General features: G+C 57.3%; 19 protein-coding genes. 10 read left to right on the top strand and 9 right to left on the bottom strand.

Features of this window, described 5'->3' with window-relative positions:
* Window positions 1–34: 34 nt before the first annotated feature.
* Window positions 35–1,204, bottom strand: a complete 1,170-nt coding sequence (locus tag GGR00_RS24155; RefSeq protein ID WP_210315122.1) for a M24 family metallopeptidase — start codon at window positions 1,202–1,204, stop codon at window positions 35–37.
* A gap of 29 nt (window positions 1,205–1,233) precedes the next feature.
* Window positions 1,234–1,977, bottom strand: a complete 744-nt coding sequence (locus GGR00_RS24150) for a GntR family transcriptional regulator (protein WP_184701703.1) — start codon at window positions 1,975–1,977, stop codon at window positions 1,234–1,236.
* 181 nt (window positions 1,978–2,158) lie between these two features.
* Here GGR00_RS24150 and ehuB point away from each other — a divergent pair, with 181 nt between their 5' ends.
* The 5 genes from ehuB (at window position 2,159) to GGR00_RS24125 (ending at window position 6,160) form a co-directional block, all read left to right on the top strand.
* Window positions 2,159–3,022, top strand: a complete 864-nt coding sequence (gene ehuB, locus GGR00_RS24145) for an ectoine/hydroxyectoine ABC transporter substrate-binding protein EhuB (RefSeq protein WP_184701701.1) — start codon at window positions 2,159–2,161, stop codon at window positions 3,020–3,022.
* A 7-nt stretch (window positions 3,023–3,029) separates the two neighbouring features.
* The gene (locus GGR00_RS24140; protein WP_343065636.1) at window positions 3,030–3,617 is read left to right on the top strand and encodes an amino acid ABC transporter permease; all 588 of its coding nucleotides are present in this window, start codon (window positions 3,030–3,032) and stop codon (window positions 3,615–3,617) included.
* A 64-nt stretch (window positions 3,618–3,681) separates the two neighbouring features.
* Window positions 3,682–4,341, top strand: coding sequence for an amino acid ABC transporter permease (locus GGR00_RS24135; RefSeq protein ID WP_055972547.1), 660 nt, complete (start codon window positions 3,682–3,684; stop codon window positions 4,339–4,341).
* Window positions 4,342–4,375: 34 nt separating this feature from the next.
* Window positions 4,376–5,125 carry an amino acid ABC transporter ATP-binding protein gene (locus GGR00_RS24130; protein WP_055972550.1) on the top strand — a complete coding sequence of 250 codons (750 nt, stop codon included), beginning with the start codon at window positions 4,376–4,378 and terminating at the stop codon, window positions 5,123–5,125.
* A gap of 21 nt (window positions 5,126–5,146) precedes the next feature.
* Window positions 5,147–6,160: a succinylglutamate desuccinylase/aspartoacylase family protein gene (locus GGR00_RS24125; RefSeq protein WP_184701699.1), complete on the top strand. Its 1,014-nt coding sequence runs from the start codon at window positions 5,147–5,149 to the stop codon at window positions 6,158–6,160.
* A 24-nt stretch (window positions 6,161–6,184) separates the two neighbouring features.
* Here GGR00_RS24125 and GGR00_RS24120 read toward each other — a convergent pair whose 3' ends face one another.
* From GGR00_RS24120 to GGR00_RS24105, 4 genes are all read right to left on the bottom strand, one after another.
* Window positions 6,185–6,682 carry a GNAT family N-acetyltransferase gene (locus GGR00_RS24120; protein ID WP_184701698.1) on the bottom strand — a complete coding sequence of 166 codons (498 nt, stop codon included), beginning with the start codon at window positions 6,680–6,682 and terminating at the stop codon, window positions 6,185–6,187.
* Window positions 6,683–6,815: 133 nt separating this feature from the next.
* Complete coding sequence (locus GGR00_RS24115) at window positions 6,816–7,505, bottom strand: winged helix-turn-helix transcriptional regulator (RefSeq protein WP_162244907.1); 690 nt, start codon at window positions 7,503–7,505, stop codon at window positions 6,816–6,818.
* Between the two features lie 144 nt (window positions 7,506–7,649).
* Window positions 7,650–8,291 carry an acyl-homoserine-lactone synthase gene (locus GGR00_RS24110; RefSeq protein WP_184701697.1) on the bottom strand — a complete coding sequence of 214 codons (642 nt, stop codon included), beginning with the start codon at window positions 8,289–8,291 and terminating at the stop codon, window positions 7,650–7,652.
* A gap of 21 nt (window positions 8,292–8,312) precedes the next feature.
* Window positions 8,313–8,993, bottom strand: coding sequence for a helix-turn-helix transcriptional regulator (locus tag GGR00_RS24105; RefSeq protein ID WP_162244908.1), 681 nt, complete (start codon window positions 8,991–8,993; stop codon window positions 8,313–8,315).
* A 78-nt stretch (window positions 8,994–9,071) separates the two neighbouring features.
* On the opposite strand from GGR00_RS24105, the gene GGR00_RS24100 reads away from it, so the two are divergent.
* Window positions 9,072–9,374 (top strand): helix-turn-helix domain-containing protein, encoded by a 303-nt coding sequence (locus tag GGR00_RS24100; RefSeq protein WP_343065634.1) that lies wholly within the window; start codon window positions 9,072–9,074, stop codon window positions 9,372–9,374.
* 23 nt (window positions 9,375–9,397) lie between these two features.
* Here the strand turns inward: GGR00_RS24100 and GGR00_RS24095 are convergent, their stop codons facing one another.
* Entirely contained in the window at window positions 9,398–9,631 is a 234-nt protein-coding gene (locus GGR00_RS24095; RefSeq protein WP_082496451.1) for a helix-turn-helix domain-containing protein, read from the bottom strand.
* 130 nt (window positions 9,632–9,761) lie between these two features.
* Here GGR00_RS24095 and GGR00_RS24090 point away from each other — a divergent pair, with 130 nt between their 5' ends.
* Both GGR00_RS24090 and GGR00_RS24085 read left to right on the top strand, forming a co-directional pair.
* Window positions 9,762–10,520, top strand: coding sequence for an IclR family transcriptional regulator (locus GGR00_RS24090; protein WP_055972569.1), 759 nt, complete (start codon window positions 9,762–9,764; stop codon window positions 10,518–10,520).
* Window positions 10,521–10,571: 51 nt separating this feature from the next.
* Entirely contained in the window at window positions 10,572–11,813 is a 1,242-nt protein-coding gene (locus tag GGR00_RS24085; RefSeq protein WP_082496466.1) for a threonine synthase, read from the top strand.
* On the opposite strand, the gene GGR00_RS24080 is transcribed toward GGR00_RS24085, so the two are convergent.
* Together GGR00_RS24080 and GGR00_RS24075 are read right to left on the bottom strand one after the other, a co-directional pair.
* Window positions 11,743–12,825: a PLP-dependent cysteine synthase family protein gene (locus tag GGR00_RS24080; protein ID WP_184701696.1), complete on the bottom strand. Its 1,083-nt coding sequence runs from the start codon at window positions 12,823–12,825 to the stop codon at window positions 11,743–11,745. The genes GGR00_RS24085 and GGR00_RS24080 overlap by 71 nt on opposite strands.
* The gene (locus tag GGR00_RS24075) at window positions 12,822–13,793 is read right to left on the bottom strand and encodes a GHMP family kinase ATP-binding protein (protein WP_184701695.1); all 972 of its coding nucleotides are present in this window, start codon (window positions 13,791–13,793) and stop codon (window positions 12,822–12,824) included. The genes GGR00_RS24080 and GGR00_RS24075 overlap by 4 nt, the downstream gene beginning before the upstream one ends.
* A 532-nt stretch (window positions 13,794–14,325) precedes the next feature.
* Here GGR00_RS24075 and repA point away from each other — a divergent pair.
* Both repA and repB read left to right on the top strand, forming a co-directional pair.
* Entirely contained in the window at window positions 14,326–15,516 is a 1,191-nt protein-coding gene (gene repA / locus GGR00_RS24070) for a plasmid partitioning protein RepA (protein WP_055972575.1), read from the top strand.
* Complete coding sequence (repB, locus tag GGR00_RS24065; protein WP_055972578.1) at window positions 15,516–16,538, top strand: plasmid partitioning protein RepB; 1,023 nt, start codon at window positions 15,516–15,518, stop codon at window positions 16,536–16,538. Before repA ends, repB begins: the two co-directional genes overlap by 1 nt.
* Window positions 16,539–16,862 lie beyond the last annotated feature (324 nt).

Here is a 16,862-nt window from a genome sequence, read left to right as displayed (position 1 = left end):
AGGGGAGCATCACGAGCCAGCCCTTCGGGTTCCTCTAGGCGATAACAGGTATGGCGGCCGGGGACGGAGTGCTTAGAAACTCGATCCCGTCCTCGCAGACATAGACGATCTCCTCGAACTGATAGACCGCGCCATCAAATTCTAACTTGGGCTCGATATGGAGGATCATTCCGGCACGGATGGCTGCATCGCTGTCTGCTGCTATGGAAGGAGGTTCGGTTACGTCAAGACCTCCCCCATGCCCAATGCGGCTGACCAAACCGTAGCTCGGAGGCAGGCCCGCGTCGTGCCAAAGATTGCGGTAGTTGGCGAAAAGCTCACTGCACCTCATCCCGGCATGAATGCTGTCGACAAGTGCAAGGGTTAGAGAACGCGTGGTGTCATATAATCTGATCTCTGCGGGTCCTGGCTCCCCTCCCCTGGCTATGCGATTGCGATCTGCCGGATAGCCGCCATATGTTGAGCGAAAATCCGTCCAAAGGTAGTCGCCTTGTCGCAATTGGCGGGCACCTGGATGGCGGCTGTAAATGAAATCGCCCTTGCCGAAAGTCATTGCTATCGGATCCGCTTTGTCAGCTCCGTTCCTGATAATGTGGACTTGCACCAGCCGGCAAAACTCGAACTCGGCTATTCCCAACCGGGCTTCGGAAACTGCCTGGTCGAATGCCGCATTTACGATCGCAAACGACATCCGCTTGAGATTAGCCTCGAAACGGGACTTGATGCACCGTGTGCGCCAAAGAGCGGCGGCTCCACTCAGCAGGCCACTCTCGCCCGCAAGGGTCTGCAATCCATTCACGAGTTCGATCGAGCCGCGACCGAACATGTCCTGTCCGTAGTCGATTCCGATCCGCAGAAATTTCCCGATTCTGCGGCGTCTGATCTGCTCGGCGACGGCATTCGCAGCCTCAGGCAGATAGCCGTCGTAGTAGAACCAGGGAAAGTGACGCGGCTTGGATTCGAGGTTCCTGGTTTCAATGTTGCTTGCAATAATGCGAACGCCGCTTTCATCGAGCAGGGCGAACAACGGCCTTGCATGATATGCCCACGACAAGGTTCGGTAGTCCGTGAAATACTCGATATTTTTCTGTCCGGTCAGGACGAGGATGTCGATCCGATCGCTTGCCATCTCTTGCCGGATCAAGGCGAGCCGGCGCTCAAGTTCATGGAGAGGGACGTCCGGGGGAGGTGGGGCTGGCAGCATGTTGTTCCTCATTTGCGGTTGATGGGTGTTCAGCGCTGGCGCAGGCAAGCATCGGCACGATGAGCCAGATCTATCTCGGTCGTGCAGGCGAGCCGATCGAATGGTGACTGGGCCATGCCGGCGACGAATTGGTCCTCGCTTGCGGTAGTCAACTTGTAGAGCCTGCGCAGGACGGGGTAGCCGCGCGGTAGCGAAAAAACCTGACAAACCTCAGGCGGGCCCGGCGCCGCATCAATCATGATCCGGCTTGAGGTGAATTCCAGCCCGCGTTCTGCAAGCACCTCCATGACCAGCCTTCGCGAGAACTCATCGATTGTCTCGTCGTCCAGGTCGATGGAGACGTAGGTGGTGTCGTGCATGATTTTCTCGGCCTGCGCGATGATGGCCTTGCGTATGCAGATCATGGGCTTGTCTTTGGGGGCAGCTGCGAACTCGGCGAGCTGTGGATCAAGAATGTACTCTCGACTTATCGAGATTGGCTCGACGCGCGCGGGGATCCCAAGTCGGTTTGCGTCATCGAGGCTATTGAGCGAGAAATCGAGGTTCCTAACAAAGCGCCTTCGTTCCCTGACAAAGGTCCCGAGCCCGGCGACCGATCTGAGAACACCAGACGTCTGAAGGTCGCGAAGCACCCTCTTGATCGTGATGGCGCTGACGCCGAATTCCCTGGCGAGCGCTGCAGTCGACGGCAGCATTGTTCCGGATTTGTAGTTGCCGCTTTCCACGCGCTGCTCCAGTTCTTGCCGCACCGCTTCATGAAGAATGACATTCACCGCCAACGTTCCTATCAAATTTGCAACATACGAATCACATATAAAATTCATATAGAATACATATTTGTTGACAGCTAGGTATACCTGGTCTACCGACTGAGTGTGGTCGGGTTTCGCGGGCAACCGCGCCGAAAGGCCGGGAACAGCCGCGGCCGCGACAGAAGCTCAGGGAGGAACTGACTTGAAGGCTGGGTCCATTCAATCGACAATTCTTGCGATTGCCATCGCGTTGGGTGCGGTGCAGGCATCCTTGGTGAGTGCCGAGGCCGCAGGTGCCCGCGAACGCATGCTCGAAGAGCGTAAACTGGTCATCGGCATCCATAATCGTAAGCCATGGGGATACCGCGACGAGCAGAGCAAACAGCCGTCGGGTTGGCACCCAGATCTGCTGAAAGCAGCATTTGCCGGTGACGGCATCGAACTCGACATACGTGTCACAGAGTTTGGCGCGCTCATTCCAGGTCTGCTGGCCGGCCGTTTCGATGCCATAGCCTCAGGACTGGCAATCACTCCCGAGCGCTGCAAGCAGGTTGCGTTCGCGACACCGGACTTGAAGGTCCCTGACGCCGCGATTGTGCTTTCAGGCAATCCCAAGCGTATCCATGGCTATGCGGACATTGCCACCAACGCCGATACCATCATGGGTGCAGGCCGGGGCAGCTCTGTCGTCAAGAATGCCACCAGCGCCGGCGTGTCTGACGCTCAGATGCTTTTGTTCCCCGATATTGAGGCAAATGTTTCCGCATTGAGAGCGGGACGGATCGATGTAGCAGTCTTTTCCTCCCCGACAGTGATCGGCCTGCTCGCCGGTCGAGGAGCTATTGGTCTGGAAAGGGCAGTTCCATTCGAGACGAGCGATGACAAGGCGAATTTCGCGGCGATTGCGTTTCGCCTGGAGGATGCGGATCTACGCGACATGCTCGATGAGCGCCTCGCAAGGCTGCGTGCGGACGGCACATTGACCAAACTGATGGAAAATTACGGTTTCGGGACCCCCGAAACCGTGCCTGCTGGGATCACTGCAGCCAGTCTCTGTTCCCGCTGAGAGAACGATGATGTCGATTTTCCAGATATGGCTCGGTATATTGCAGGGCCTTCACGTCACAGCGCTGGTAACACTCTATGGCTTGCTGTTTGCGGTTCCTTTCGCGTTGCTGTTCGGAATAGCCCAGCACTTGACGACCGGTCTGGCCAGGTTCGCAGTCACGGCGGTAATCGAATTCTGGCGCAGTTCGTCAGTCATCATCCTGCTGTTCGTCTTCTATTATGCCCTCCCCGTATTTGGCATTGAACTCTCGGCAATGACGGTGGGGGCAATGGTGATCGGGTTGAACATAGGCGGCTACGCCAGCCAATCGGTCCGCGCGGGTCTTCAGGCGCTCGACAAGGGGCAGAGCGAGGCCGGGTCCGCGCTGGGGCTCACAAGAGCGCAGGTCCTGTTCATGATCGAGCTGCCTCAAGCACTCACGGCAATGGCACCAACCTTCATCAACCAACTCATTCAGCTGGTGAAGGGCACGGCGATCGTCTCGTTGGTCACGCTCACCGACATGACCTTCAGGGCCAAGGAACTGGCCCAGATCGAGTACGACCCCGTAGCAATCTATACCTCGTTGCTGCTTGCCTATTTCGTGGTCTGATATCCCATCGCCCTGATGGGGCGATATCTTTCCAGCCGGATCGGCGAACGGAGGAGCCAGCTTCATGGGATTTGAAATAGGCTTCGCCATAGCAACCATTCCTACGATCCTAAGCGTTGTAGGCACGACTTTGATCATCACTGCGTTGTCGTGCGCCGGAGCTGCCGGGCTAGGCTTCGCTTTCGAGATGATCCGCAGGAGCGGATGGACAGCGGACTATGTCATGCGCTTCGTCATCGACTTCATTCGAGCAACTCCGGTGCTAGGATGGCTCTACTTCATGTATTTCGTGCTGCCTTTCTATGGCGTCCGGCTGCCCACTACTGCAGTCGGTATCCTCGGGCTCAGCGTCTATTACAGCGGCTATCTCGCGGAAGTTTTCAGAGCTGGCATCGATGCCGTGGCTAAAGGACAGCAGGAGGCTGCGCGCGCGCTAGGCCTGGGTCGCGTCGATGCCGTCGTTTTTGTCATCGCACCACAGATGCTGCGGAACATTGCGGCGCCCATGGGCAACTATTTCGTCTCGATCCTGAAGGCCACGCCATACCTGGCTGCCATTGCCGTGCCCGAGATGCTGGGAAGCGCCTTTGATATCGCGTCCGATACATACCGGTATGCCGAGCCGCTTACAGTTGCAGGGGTCATGTTCCTGTTGCTTGCACTCGCTGTCACCGGTGGCGTCAAGCAACTCGAGCGCAAATTGCTGAAAGCGGACCGACGCTAAAGTCGGCCCCGGACCAATCCAGTCGGAGGAAGAAATGCAGGAGCACTCGCTTGCGCCGGCGATCGACATCGCTGCGCTCAACAAATGGTATGGCACGTTTCATGTGCTGAAGAATGTAGACCTGGTTGTTGGCACCGGTTCTCGCATTGTGATCTGCGGACCGTCCGGGTCAGGAAAGTCATCACTCATCCGTTGCGTCAACGGGCTCGAAAAGTATGAGAGCGGCACCATTCGCCTGGCGGATACCCCACTGGAAATGGACGCAGCCAAATCCTCGGCTGCCCGCCGGCAGACGGGAATGGTGTTTCAGAGTTTCAACCTGTTTCCGCATCTCACAGTGCTTGCCAACTGCACCCTGTCCCTTCGCCGGGTTCAAAAAAAGTCACGGGGCGCTGCATCCGAGATTGCGATGCATTTCCTCGAAAAAGTTAAGATCCCGGAGCAGGCGAACAAATATCCAGCCGAACTGTCAGGCGGCCAGCAGCAGCGGGTCGCCATTGCAAGGGCCCTGTGCCTGAACCCTAGGATCATGCTGTTCGATGAACCGACCTCGGCCCTTGATCCGGAGATGGTCAAGGAGGTGCTCGACGTCATGACGAGCCTTGCTCGAGATGGCATGACGATGGTTTGCGTCACGCATGAAATGCACTTCGCGCGGGAGGTGGCTGACCGGATCGTTTTCATGGACCAAGGAAGCATCGTCGAACAGTCGGATCCAGCTTCATTCTTTGCGGCTCCCACCCACGCTCGCACACGAGCATTTCTGAGCAACTTGCTTCACTGACAGTTCTGAAGGGGTCAGAAAATGACTTTGCAATCTCGCATCTGGACACCTGTCGATTTTGACGCCGATGGCAGTCAATCAGACTGTTTCCGGTTGCCGCATTCTACCGATCTGTCTGCCTATGGCTGGATACCTATTCCGGTTTTCTGCCTGAAGAATGGCCCCGGTCCGACTGCCTTGCTCATCTCAGGCACACATGGCGATGAATATGAAGGCCAAGTTGCTCTCCTCAATCTGGCCCGGAGTCTCGACTGCGCCGACATTCGTGGACGGGTGATCATAGTGCCGGCGCTGAATTATCCGGCCGTGATCTCGGGACGGCGCGTGTCGCCCCTGGATGAGGGCAACCTCAACAGAATGTTCCCTGGCAACGCTCTTGGGACGCCGAGCCAGATGATCGCCCATTACGTCAGCGAGGTCCTGATCCCGATGGCAAATTTCGTGGTCGACCTCCATTCGGGCGGCAGATCCCTACACTACGTTCAGAGTTCCCTGGTAAGGCCTGGGCGGGATGAGGGACAGCGGCAGGCATTGTTCCAGATGATGGAAGTGTTTGGAGCCCCGATCAGCTTTGTAAGCAATGGTGCAGGCGGTGGGGGGATGACAACACTCGCTTCCGCGGCCGAGGAACGAAACATCTTGGCACTGACAACCGAACTCGGTGGCGGCGCCACCTTGTCGTCAGCCGGTGCTGCGCTTGCGGAAAATGGCCTGAAACGCCTGCTCAAGCATTTCGGGGTCACCCCCGAATTGCTTGTCGAACCGGCGCAGCCCACGCGTATCATGATGGTCGCCGGGCGGGATTCCTTCGTCTACTCTCATTCGCGCGGTATTTTCGAACCCTTCGCCGAACTCGGCGACGAAGTGCGGGCCGATGACGAAGCCGGACTGATCCATCCTGTCGAGTGGCCGTATCGGGAGCCTCAATTGGTCAGGTTTGCAAGCTCAGGTCTCGTGGCCTGTCGTCGCGCTCCTTCGCTTGCGGAGCCCGGTGATTGCCTTTTCAAACTTATGGTTCCGCTGGAACAGTTGTGAGGGCTGCGGAAAGTGCCGTTGGCACTAAGTGTCAGCACCAGAGACGATCGGACGCACCAGTACAAGCTGACGGCCGATCGGACCCTCCAGAGTCGTTCCGGTGCCGAAGAAGTTGCAACTGGCGTAAAGCTGCAACGCGGGCAGGTTCAGCTCGTTGACGGCCAGCATGAGCCGATCGGCCAAAGGACGATGGTCCCGGATCCAGTCAACCGTCGCCTCCATCGCCTGCCTCGCATAGCCCCTCCCCTGAAAGCTCACGCCAATGCGAAGATTGTGCAACGACACGGCCGAGGCGGGTGCCCAGGCAGGGGAAGCAGGTGGCTGCCGCAGAATGAAAAACCCCACGACAGCGCCGTCCGCAACAACTGCAATGGGAGTTTCTGCAGGTGAGCGCGCCGCCTGGAGCTTGCCAAAGATCTCCCCTAGCTTGCCGCCCGCAAACCGCTCCTGCGCGGCGTCCAGCCGCAAATGCGCGACGGCGCCGAGATCGTCGGCCTGTAAGACTTTCAGTACCAGATTCATACCACCCCCAGTTCGACCGCCATGAGAACCAGTCAGCAAGGTTGGAACCTATTCTCGCGTGAATGGGGCGCCATCGGTGAATCCTGGTATTGACGAGCTTAAGCGTCGGGGATCGCGGCCAAGGTTCGTAACCTTAGCTAATGTCCGGTTCAGCCAGGGCATACCCCGCAGTTCTCACGGTGCGGATCATGTCATAGCCGATTGCGCGCTTCAGCGCCTTGCGTAGCCTGCCGATATGCACATCCACACTGCGTTCGTCGGCAATTGCCTTACGCGGCCAGGCCGCTACGATTAGATCTTCGCGCCCAAACACCTTTCCAGGCGACAGCATAAAATGCAGCAGCAGCTTGTATTCTATGGGAGGCAGTTTCACCTCCCTGCCTGCGGCGTAAACGCGATGTGTATCGAGGTTGAGCTCGACATCGCGATATGCCAGTAGACCTTTCGAGGAAGCTGGCTTTTTAGATTTTGCGGGTCGCTTGTTATGGAGTAGAGCGACAAGCTGCGCCGGTGGGAATGGCCGCTGAAATATCTCGTCGGCTCCTGCCTTTAGCAAGTCGATGTGCTGTGCCTGAGCGTCCGCCGCAAGCAGGCCTATGACTGAAATCTGCGAGGTTGGCGTGTCGTTCTTGAGGCCGCTGATCATCGGCGCTAACTCTGAATTAAGCTGGCAGTCGAGAACGATCGCCATAGGCCGCTTTGTCTCGGCAGTTGCATGGGTGTCGACGGGTTTGTGGATCAACTCGGTGTCAAAGCCCTCAGCCTGCAGGATGTGGCTGAAGAGCAGATAGAATTCCGTTTCCTGTGAAACGATCAGCACCATTGGCTTCATCTCGGACGGCCTCGAGTATGTCTCGCAATGGGCTCTGATAGACCGCAAGCTATCTTACTGGCAATCTCTCTGACGCCAGCACAAATTATCGCCCCAGCCCTTTATCCAAGGAACTGCGGCTGGTCGCCTGTGGCTTTAAATCCGTTCGGATGGCCTGCCGGACCACAGGCAACTGCCAGCAATTCCGTAATATTCTCGGGTGCATTCCAGCGCCTCAGGATCGATCCTGATCTGCAGCCCAACAATGACGGCCGCTCCATCTCGACCAGGTGCGCCCAGGCGACGCGGCTGCCAGCCTAGTGCAGACAGCCGGTCGAACCAGAAATCCTCACAAACCACGATCAGTGCCGTTTTTAGGCGGGTCAGGCAGAATTCCTGGATCGCACAAAGCATGATGCCGGCGGCGAGAGAGGATTTCTGGACTCCCCTGAGGTCTGGAACCACGAAGAACCTCGTCCATTCAAGAATTTCGTGCCCCACGGGTACGCCATTGGCCGCCAGATGCGGAAACAGATTCTTGAACAGGTTGGACTTTTCAGTCGGTATCAGCCTGCTTCCGGCAACCACTCCCCTCCCCTGCTCTAAACCAAGCAGGTAAATGGCATCGTCGGTGTCGAAGGGGTCGACCTCGCGTCCGTCAGGCCTGGCAAGGTCCAGCCATTGGCGGTGCACGACATAGATGTCGTGACGAATCCGGAAATGCTGCTCCACCTCCCGAGTGTAAGCGTTGCGATTGAAACGGTCTATGACATGGACGGCGAATGGCAGATGCGGCATTGGGGCACGTTCCAAGGCGGATTACAGCTCGATTTCGCCTCGTCGCAGCGCTTCTGCGACGGTGTGAACCACATTCGTGGTGTCGAGCTTGCATCGGGAGTTACGGTAATGGGTATTTACCGTGCTTTCGGAAATCGAAAGGATGTTGGAGATTTCCCAGGCTGTCTTACCCAGGGAAGCCCATCTGAGGACTTCTCTCTCGCGCGGTGACAGCGGAGCAAATCGCGGACTGGTGCGGGCAATCAATCGCCTGGCCGCGGAGTGGGCATGCCTTGCCAGAGCATGTGCCGTGCAGCGGGCTATTGGGGAAAGTCCGATCTCCTCGCCAGCCATGGTGACCACTGCCGGGTTTCCGGTCCCCAACCCGATCGGAACGCACAGCCCCTGCCGCAACCCAAAATCGCCGGCTTCTTCCATTACCCGCCGCGAGGCCTTGCAGAGATGGCGTTTTGCAACCTCCTCCCAAAGGAAGGGCACTTCCGTGGACCGGCTTATGAGAGCGCAAGGGTCATTTCGATAGTGCCCGGCATTCACATAGCGCTCATACCATTGTCGGGGCCACTCGTTGATCAGGATGTGTTGTTGCCACCGCTCATGTTCAGGCCTGGGCAGGTTTGTGATCAGGCACGCGCTGTAACCGAACCGCGTTAGCCCCTGTCTAAGGCGCTTGACGATTTCATTGACCGACCCAGCCTCGCTCATTCGCGCCGTTGTCTCGAATATTTGTAGAAGCTCTCTCTGCATCTGTAACCGTGTTTGGAGTAGGTGAGACAGAGATGTATGGAGAGCGCCCTTTTTCAAGTTGGGTCTTATTCATTTATTACTATAGTATGTATATGTATATGTAGAAAATATGCTGTTCTCGAATCCATGAAGTTAAGGTCGGTTTTTGCACGAAACCTTAGGATGAGGCGTTCAGCTTCGGGTCTGACGCAAGGGCAATTGGCGGATCTATGCGGCCTCGATCGCAATTATATCAGCAAGCTCGAGCGTGAGGGCAATTCCCCGACTGTGGATACGCTCGAAGTCATTGCGCTAGCATTGCAGGTCGAAGTGGAAGTGTTGATCAGGCGCGCCGGATGAACTGCCGGCTGCAAATGCCGTATTCAAACGCCTTCGGCGCGCCGGCCATTTGGGGTGCGGATTAGCTGGTCGACAGATGTGCCGAGCGAATCTGCAAGTTTAACCAGGGACAGTATCGTGATGTTGCGCCTGCCTGCCTCGAGGCTGCTGATATAACCTCGCGTGAAGCCCGAACGGAACGATAGCTCCTCTTGCGAGAGACCCAATTCTCGCCTGATCCGCTGTACGTTGAGCCCGATTGCTACACGTATATCCATGCGGCCTTGTCGACCGCATGTTCATTATAGTGCGACCCACTATAGTGAACATTCCGATTGACTTGGCGGTTGATTGGTATCAAAAGCAAGTGTCATTTATCGAAACACCACTCTAATTATAGGAACAACAATGAGTGGCTCTCTCTCCCTCGAACGGGGCCTTGCTGTCCTCCGGCTCCTCAAGGAGAACGGAGCCCAGGGAGTGCGCGAGATGTCCAGACGCCTCGACCTGAGCCCGGCTGCAGTACAGCGCCTCCTTAACACCCTCTCCGAACACGACTATGCCGAGCAGGACACCGAAAGAAGGTACCGGTTGGGTGCGGCCGTGCTCGGCTTGGCATATGGAGCGCAAGATCAGAACCGGCTGATCAGGTCCAGTCAGATTGAGCTTGAGAACCTTGCCCGGGCACATGGGTTCAATTGTTTTGCCGGTGTCCGGCGCGGAGCTGCCGCCATTTTGCTGCTGTGCGTCCAAGGCACTGGCCCAATCGTCATCCGAGCCAATCCCGGCGACCCGTGCCTTCTGCATACGACGGCTATCGGCAAGGCACTGCTTGTCGGAATGAGCATTGCAGAGATGCGAGAGCTGATTGGCGAAGGACCCTACGAGCAGCGAACGCCCCGGTCGATCACCGGATTGGAGAAGCTTGCGTCCCAGATCAGACTGGCGCAATCGGTAGGTTACACCACATCCCTCAATGAGAGCATCATGGGGGTCCTGTCGTATGGCTCGCCCATCTTGGATGACAGCGGCCAACCTGTTGCGGCCATTTCCGTCGCCATGCCACGCGACGCCATTTCGAGGGCAAGGTTTTCCGAAATTGGTGACCTCGTCAAAGATGCTGCAGATCGCATCGCGGCCAAGCTCGGCCACACCTTGGCTCGATAAATTCTCAGACGCCAGATGTTCTTACTAAGTCCCGTTCTTGGGGGGAGCGTGATGGATTCGGACTACTCGTATCAGTGCCTGCGTTGCTCGAGCAGGTTTCCGCATTCGTTGGTCATCGACTCGCGAGGTTGTCCGCGATGCCATCACGAAGCTCCTTCAAACCTTCAGGTAGTGGTTCCGCAATCTGGTGCATTGGACCGTGGTTACGCACCTGCCAGCTCTCTTTGGCGATTTCAAAGACGCCTCCCCTGTTCGTATGATCAGGCGGTGTCTCTTGGAGAGGGACTGACACCTCTGCTCTCGGCAGAAAAACTCGGCCTGACGGTCGACATACCGCGCCTTTGGTTGAAGGATGAGGGGCGCAACCCGACATGGTCGCACAAGGATCGTTTTTCGACGCTAGCGGTATCGATGGCGCGCTTGCGCGGCTCGAAAATCGTCGCCACGGCCTCGTCGGGAAACGCCGGCGCTTCGTTGGCAGCCTACGCGGCACGAGCCGGGCTTAAATGCGTGGTGGCGACTTTTGCAGGTGCAGCCACACCCATGGTGCAACAGATTGCAAAATACGGGGCGCAAATTGTCCCCTTCTCTTCCAAACCTGACCGCTGGCGGTTCTTACAGGAGGGGATTGCGCGACATAATTGGTGGGCATGTTCGCCATTTCTGGCGCCGGTGGTTGGTAGTCATCCGGTAGGTATCGAGGGATACAAGACACTCGCTTATGAAATAGTCGAGCAGTCCAATGGCGAGGTCCCTGATTGGTGTGCACTGCCGGTCTGTTACGGTGACGCCTTGTCAGGGCTCTGGCTTGGCTTCAAGGAGCTCCAGCGGGAGGGAGTAACAGATCGGCTTCCCCGGCTCATTGCTGCAGAAGTCCACGGCTCGCTCGCGCATGCGCTTTCGCATGGCGGCGACAGAATTCACGCACTGAGTCCTGGCTTTCAAACATTGGCAGTCTCGGTCGGCGCTGCTCAAAGCACATATCAGGCGCTTTGCGCACTTCGTGAATCCAAAGGGCTGGCAGTTCCCATCGGCAACGACGGAATGATAGAGCTTCAGGAAAGCATCGCCGAGAAAGAGGGGGTCTTTGCGGAGCTTGCCTCTGTGTTGCCTGTGGCTGCCATAGCCTGGGCTCGAAGGCGGGAGATCATCAAGCGTTCTGATCGGGTCGTAGCCGTCTTGACCGCAAGTGGTCTCAAAGATCTGGATCGAAGTTCAAACGTCAGTCTCCCCTCCCCGTTTGGGTCGACCGAGGAGGCTTGGCGATATTTCGGGACAGGTCGTCTTTCGTAGCTTCTGCCATTTTGTTCACTAGCATTCGCCGTTGCCAATCCAGCATCGTCCAACTGCCCTCGCCGTGTTCCTGCGGCCGGTCCAGCCTCTGGGGGCTGCGCAGTTCGCAAACCGGCCAGCCGGCGAGACTGCTCAGCCATTCGTCATTGTAGACGGTCTGCTGATATCGACCTCCCTCATCGGGTAATATGACTGCGGTTGATGCCGTGGGATTTCGGCTCGCATACCATTGAGCTACCAGCGCGGCGGCACCGCTTGTCGGACCTAGATAAGCTCCGAACATGGTGTTGAGGTGTCGGGTAGCCATGAAGGCCTGAAACGCACCGATCCAGTGGACTTCATCGATCTCGTTATGACGAAGGTTTGCTGGTACCAGGCTGTTGCCGAGACCGCGAAGAAGACGAGCGCCAGGGCGATGCCCGAAAAGTGCGCTGCGATTGGTGTCAACTGCGATGACATGGAGATCGGGGAAAACCGATCTTAGAAAGCCAGCGGTGCCGCACAACGAGCCTCCCGAACCTACAGTGCCGACGAGGCAATCGATCTGTCCGTTTGCGCGGACCAGCAATTCTGCTAACCGCGCATAGGAAGCTGGATTGTCGGGATTGTCGTATTGTCTTGGCCAATACGTGCCTGGCCTTTGGGCGATGAGCTTTTCGATGATTGAAAGGCGACCCCACTGGTCACCCGACGCCGACGGATCTTCATTCACAATCAATTCGGCGCCGAGTTGGCGGATCCGCGCAGCGAAGAGCAGATCGATCAGGCTCGACGCGGTGACCAAGGTCAATGGATAGTTCCGCTCCGCGGCCAACATGGCCAGTGCTAGACCTAATGATCCAGATGACGACTCTATGATGCGCGCGCCCTTGTCCAGTGCTCCTTCTTGCTCTGCACGATCTAGCATGAGACGTGCCGGCATCAGCTTCATCAGCGCAAAGCTGGCGGCAATCAAATTGGGTGCTAGATGGAAGAGTCTCGGCGTCTCATAGGCCTCGAGGAAGGAATTCATGGCTGCACCCCGTCGCTAAAAACGGAATAAGCTGACACGGCACCGAACCCTTCGGCTTGAGCGGCGCGGGCCGCACTCGTCAAATGACGTCGCGCCTCTGGTTTGGAAGCGTCAAACAGAATCCCTATAAGCGAACCGCTATGCGATACCTGCACTCCACAGGCTTCGTGCAGCCTGCTCAATTGCAGCGCGGTTTCAAAGCCGGCTTGGGGTAGATATTGTTGGCTGATTGTGGCGCTGGCGGTGGCGACACGGCCGAGCAAGGCGGCGTCCTGATGTTCGATGGCGTGGCGCGCCAGTCCACGGATAACGCTGAACTGCAAGATCTGCGCGCTGGTGTATCGGGCCCTCGGGAGCTTGAGTGTGTCGACGACTGATGCCGAGCTGTGTCCCAGGCTGAGTAGGTAGAGTGGCGGGAAGGATCCGCCCAACGGTTCAATTACGGTCCCCTCTCTCTGCGCAAACAAAACGGCCTCGTCGCCGAACACCGTGGAGTCGCTAGCGAGTTCAGCCGCTACAGCCAGCCTGCCGATGGTTGCCGGACGCAAGAAGGCCGAGCACGCGGATACGACTGCGCGTATGGAGGCAACAACATCGGCGGTGGACGAACCATATCCAAAGCCAACGGGGATGGAGCTTTCGATGAGCAGGTCTCCGCCGAGTTGACTGTGGCCGAGCCGTTGCAAGGCAAGTTTTGCAGCTCTGCGCGCTTTCGTCTTCCCCGACGGCTGGACGCGTACCGTTCCACCGCTCGATGGAACAAATCGGGCATTGGTACTGAGAGCGGGAAGGGGCAAGGTAATCAGTCCGCGAATAAGTCGCTTGCCATGTCCTTGGAATACGCCCTGCAGCAATTCTCCGTGATGGCCGATCGCGTGGCCTGTTCCGGTTCTTGGCACCTTATCGTCAACAGTTGCGAAGGTGGGGTCGGACATTGTCGCCAGCCAGGTTGAAAACTTGCGCAACATAGGTGCTTCAGTGCGGAAGTCGCCTCGTCAAATTTGAGGATGGTGTTTGTAGGACGTGACCGCGATGTTCATCGGGACGTCGAGTTGCCCGCGGGCAACTTCTCTGACGGTTTAAGTGCATACAGGCCGGGTCTGTCGACCAAAGACAGCTTAGTGTTTTGTCTTGGATGCGAGTTGCCCGCGGGCAACTTTTGGCAATTCGAGTTGCCCGCGGGCAACTTTTGGCGACCAAGCGATGAGCGAAGGCCTGTGAGTGCCTTGCCCGTCAGCAAGAAGGAAGTGGAATGCCGCTACAGGAGATGGAAAAGCCTTTGCGGTGAAGGCGTCGGGTAGTCGAGTGTTCTGGAGGGCAGGCGTCCGCAGGCGACTGTAAGGCCTAGCCTGGATTGATCGTGAAGGGGGCAGGTCGAAGCGGCATGACGCCTCGGGGGCGTTATGGTTAAGCGTTTGTCAAATCTTCACGAATCGGGCCATATTGTAACTGCGCAGTTTGGCTTTTTCTTTCGCGAAATGCGTAGTTCAAGGTTCAGGGATGTTGCAGAGCAGGATACACCAAGAGCAGGAGCACCTTCCGTCCATGTTGTCCGCGGATTCGCGGGAACTGTCACGGCAGTTGCAGCTCCATCAGCAGAAGATATTTCCTCCTACGTCCCAGAAGACGATCAGGCAGTTTACGCCTGCCGAGGCAGCCTACTATATCGGGATAGGCGAGGGGTATCTTCGACAGGTCGCATCCGAAGGCCATGGGCCTGAGCCCTTGGCCAATGGCCGGCGCGTCTATTCCCCTGAGGACATGGACCGAATCCGGGCCAGCCTTGACGAAAAGAACAGCACTCAGAAATACGTGCCCATACGCCGGGCTGGCGAGAAGCTCCAGGTCGTCGCCGTGATGAACTTCAAGGGCGGATCAGCCAAGACCACAACCTCCGCTCATCTTGCCCAGTATCTGGCCATACGCGGATATCGGGTGCTCGCGATCGACCTCGATCCGCAGGCATCGCTTTCTGCACTGTTTGGGCATCAACCCGAATTGGATGTTGGCGAAGGAGAGACCCTTTACGGCGCCATCCGATATGACGAGCCACGTTCGATCGCCGATATCGTCCGGGCTACCTACACACCCAATCTCCATATTGTTCCTGGTAATCTTGAACTGATGGAGTTCGAACACGAAACCCCGACGGCCATTGCTTCCGGCACAGCAGAGTCGATGTTTTTTGCCCGTATCGGTGAGGCTCTTGCACCTATTGAGAGCCTTTACGATATCGTTGTCATTGATTGCCCGCCGCAATTGGGTTTTCTGACAATGTCGGCGCTGTGCGCGGCAACTTCGGTGCTGATCACAGTACACCCGCAAATGCTTGACGTCATGTCGATGAGCCAGTTCCTGGCTATGACCAGTGAACTGATGGCCGTGGTCGAGAACGCAGGCGGCCGCACGAGTTACGACTGGATGCGCTACCTCGTTACCCGCTTTGAACCCAATGATGGGCCACAAAGTCAGATGACAGGTTTCATGCGAGCGATCTTCGGCAACCGTATGCTTCAGTATCCCATGCTCAAGTCGACGGCGATCTCCGATGCAGGGGTGACCAAGCAGACCCTTTACGAAGTTGACAGAGCTCAGTTCACCCGAGGCACGTATGACCGGGCGATGGAGTCGCTCAACCAGGTCAACTCGGAAATTGAGACCCTCCTCAAGAGCACTTGGAGCCGGAAATAATGGCTCGGAAGAACCTCATCGAAGTATCCGAAAGCACGGCTCTCTTGCGGCCTGCTGAACCGCTGGCGGCATCACGGCCGATCGCAGGCCTGGCTGCTTCTGCCCCGCGAGCCAACGCTCCGATTGGTGGCATTGCGAAGACGCTTGGCAATATCACACAGAAGGTGGAGCGCGTCCAAGATCTCGAGCGTCAGATGGCTGAAGGCCAAACGGTCGTCGAACTCGATGCTGCCCTTGTCGACGCATCGATTGTTCGCGATCGCTTGACCATGGATCCTGTTGAACTCGCTCAACTTGTCGAACAGATCAGGGACCATGGCCAGCAGGTGCCGATCCTTGTCCGTCCGCATCCCGATGCCAAGGGACGCTTCCAGGTGGCTTACGGACATCGCCGGTTGGCCGCGGTCTCGCAGCTTGGCCTCAAGGTTCGGGCTGTCGTGCGGAACCTGTCGGACGACGAATTGATCGTAAGCCAAGGTCAGGAAAACAATGCGCGGGCAAATTTGTCCTTCATCGAACGCGCGCTCTTTGCGGCCCGCCTTGAGGACCGTTCTTTTTCGCGCGATGTCATCATGTCTGCGCTTGGCATCGAGAAAACAGCGGTATCCAAGCTGATCAGTGTCGTGCGCGAGATCCCGCTTGAATTGATCGAGGCAATAGGCCCTGCTCCCGAAGTGGGCCGCCGCCGCTGGACGGAACTGGCGGAGATCATGAAGCCGTCGGCACTGCCCGCGCTTCTCACCTATCTCTCTCAAGCTCAGGTCAGGGAAGCGCCGAGCGATTCCAGGTTCCAGGCAGTGTTCGGAGAACTCACGAAAAAACCATCCAAGCCACCCGCTCAAGCTGAGCGTTGGGTAGCCACGGACAAAATGGTGAGCGTGACCGCAAAGGCGGCCGGCAAGACCTATACCCTTGCTCTTAAAGACAAGGACGCCGCCGGATTTGGCGGCTGGATTTCAGAGAACCTTGAGCGCCTTTACGAGGCGTACAGGGAGTCTGGGAAAGTGAAAACAGGAGACTGATCGCAAAAGAAAAAGGCCCCCAAACGTTGCCGTCGTGGAAGCCCTTCTCATTGGTTTAGCAACTAGAGAATCGCATTTCCCCGAATCACTGTCAAGAGTCATGGCACCGAAACGGTGAGCAGATTTCTTTTGCCTGATTGAAAGGCGAAGGAACTATGATCGAGCATATCTCGACGACGCCCTTTGGGCGGCGGTCGCTGTCGCTTGCCATGGTGGCAGGGCAACTGGTGGCCGACAGCTGTGCGCCGGGCGCCAGCGCCAACAAGTGGCAGGTGTTTCGTGCCGTGTGCGAGGCCAAGGGTTTGCTGGGCGCCAGCGATCGCG

The sequence above is a fragment of the Aminobacter aganoensis genome (assembly GCF_014206975.1).
Classification (GTDB): Bacteria; Pseudomonadota; Alphaproteobacteria; order Rhizobiales; family Rhizobiaceae; genus Aminobacter; species Aminobacter aganoensis.
The sequence above is the reverse complement of the archived record's forward strand: the minus strand, read 5'-3'. Positions and strand labels throughout refer to the sequence as shown.

What these genes read in the sequence shown, in the direction of transcription:
- GGR00_RS24155 (WP_210315122.1), bottom strand. Translation starts at nt 1,204, where the DNA reads ATGCTGCCAGCCCCACCTCCCCCGGACGTCCCTCTCCATGAACTTGAG.
- GGR00_RS24140 (WP_343065636.1), top strand. Translation starts at nt 3,030, where the DNA reads ATGATGTCGATTTTCCAGATATGGCTCGGTATATTGCAGGGCCTTCAC.
- GGR00_RS24135 (WP_055972547.1), top strand. Translation starts at nt 3,682, where the DNA reads ATGGGATTTGAAATAGGCTTCGCCATAGCAACCATTCCTACGATCCTA.
- GGR00_RS24130 (WP_055972550.1), top strand. Translation starts at nt 4,376, where the DNA reads ATGCAGGAGCACTCGCTTGCGCCGGCGATCGACATCGCTGCGCTCAAC.
- GGR00_RS24125 (WP_184701699.1), top strand. Translation starts at nt 5,147, where the DNA reads ATGACTTTGCAATCTCGCATCTGGACACCTGTCGATTTTGACGCCGAT.
- GGR00_RS24120 (WP_184701698.1), bottom strand. Translation starts at nt 6,682, where the DNA reads ATGAATCTGGTACTGAAAGTCTTACAGGCCGACGATCTCGGCGCCGTC.
- GGR00_RS24115 (WP_162244907.1), bottom strand. Translation starts at nt 7,505, where the DNA reads ATGGTGCTGATCGTTTCACAGGAAACGGAATTCTATCTGCTCTTCAGC.
- GGR00_RS24110 (WP_184701697.1), bottom strand. Translation starts at nt 8,291, where the DNA reads ATGCCGCATCTGCCATTCGCCGTCCATGTCATAGACCGTTTCAATCGC.
- GGR00_RS24105 (WP_162244908.1), bottom strand. Translation starts at nt 8,993, where the DNA reads ATGAGCGAGGCTGGGTCGGTCAATGAAATCGTCAAGCGCCTTAGACAG.
- GGR00_RS24100 (WP_343065634.1), top strand. Translation starts at nt 9,072, where the DNA reads ATGGAGAGCGCCCTTTTTCAAGTTGGGTCTTATTCATTTATTACTATA.
- GGR00_RS24095 (WP_082496451.1), bottom strand. Translation starts at nt 9,631, where the DNA reads ATGGATATACGTGTAGCAATCGGGCTCAACGTACAGCGGATCAGGCGA.
- GGR00_RS24090 (WP_055972569.1), top strand. Translation starts at nt 9,762, where the DNA reads ATGAGTGGCTCTCTCTCCCTCGAACGGGGCCTTGCTGTCCTCCGGCTC.
- GGR00_RS24085 (WP_082496466.1), top strand. Translation starts at nt 10,572, where the DNA reads ATGGATTCGGACTACTCGTATCAGTGCCTGCGTTGCTCGAGCAGGTTT.
- GGR00_RS24080 (WP_184701696.1), bottom strand. Translation starts at nt 12,825, where the DNA reads ATGAATTCCTTCCTCGAGGCCTATGAGACGCCGAGACTCTTCCATCTA.
- GGR00_RS24075 (WP_184701695.1), bottom strand. Translation starts at nt 13,793, where the DNA reads ATGTTGCGCAAGTTTTCAACCTGGCTGGCGACAATGTCCGACCCCACC.
- repA (WP_055972575.1), top strand. Translation starts at nt 14,326, where the DNA reads ATGTTGCAGAGCAGGATACACCAAGAGCAGGAGCACCTTCCGTCCATG.
- repB (WP_055972578.1), top strand. Translation starts at nt 15,516, where the DNA reads ATGGCTCGGAAGAACCTCATCGAAGTATCCGAAAGCACGGCTCTCTTG.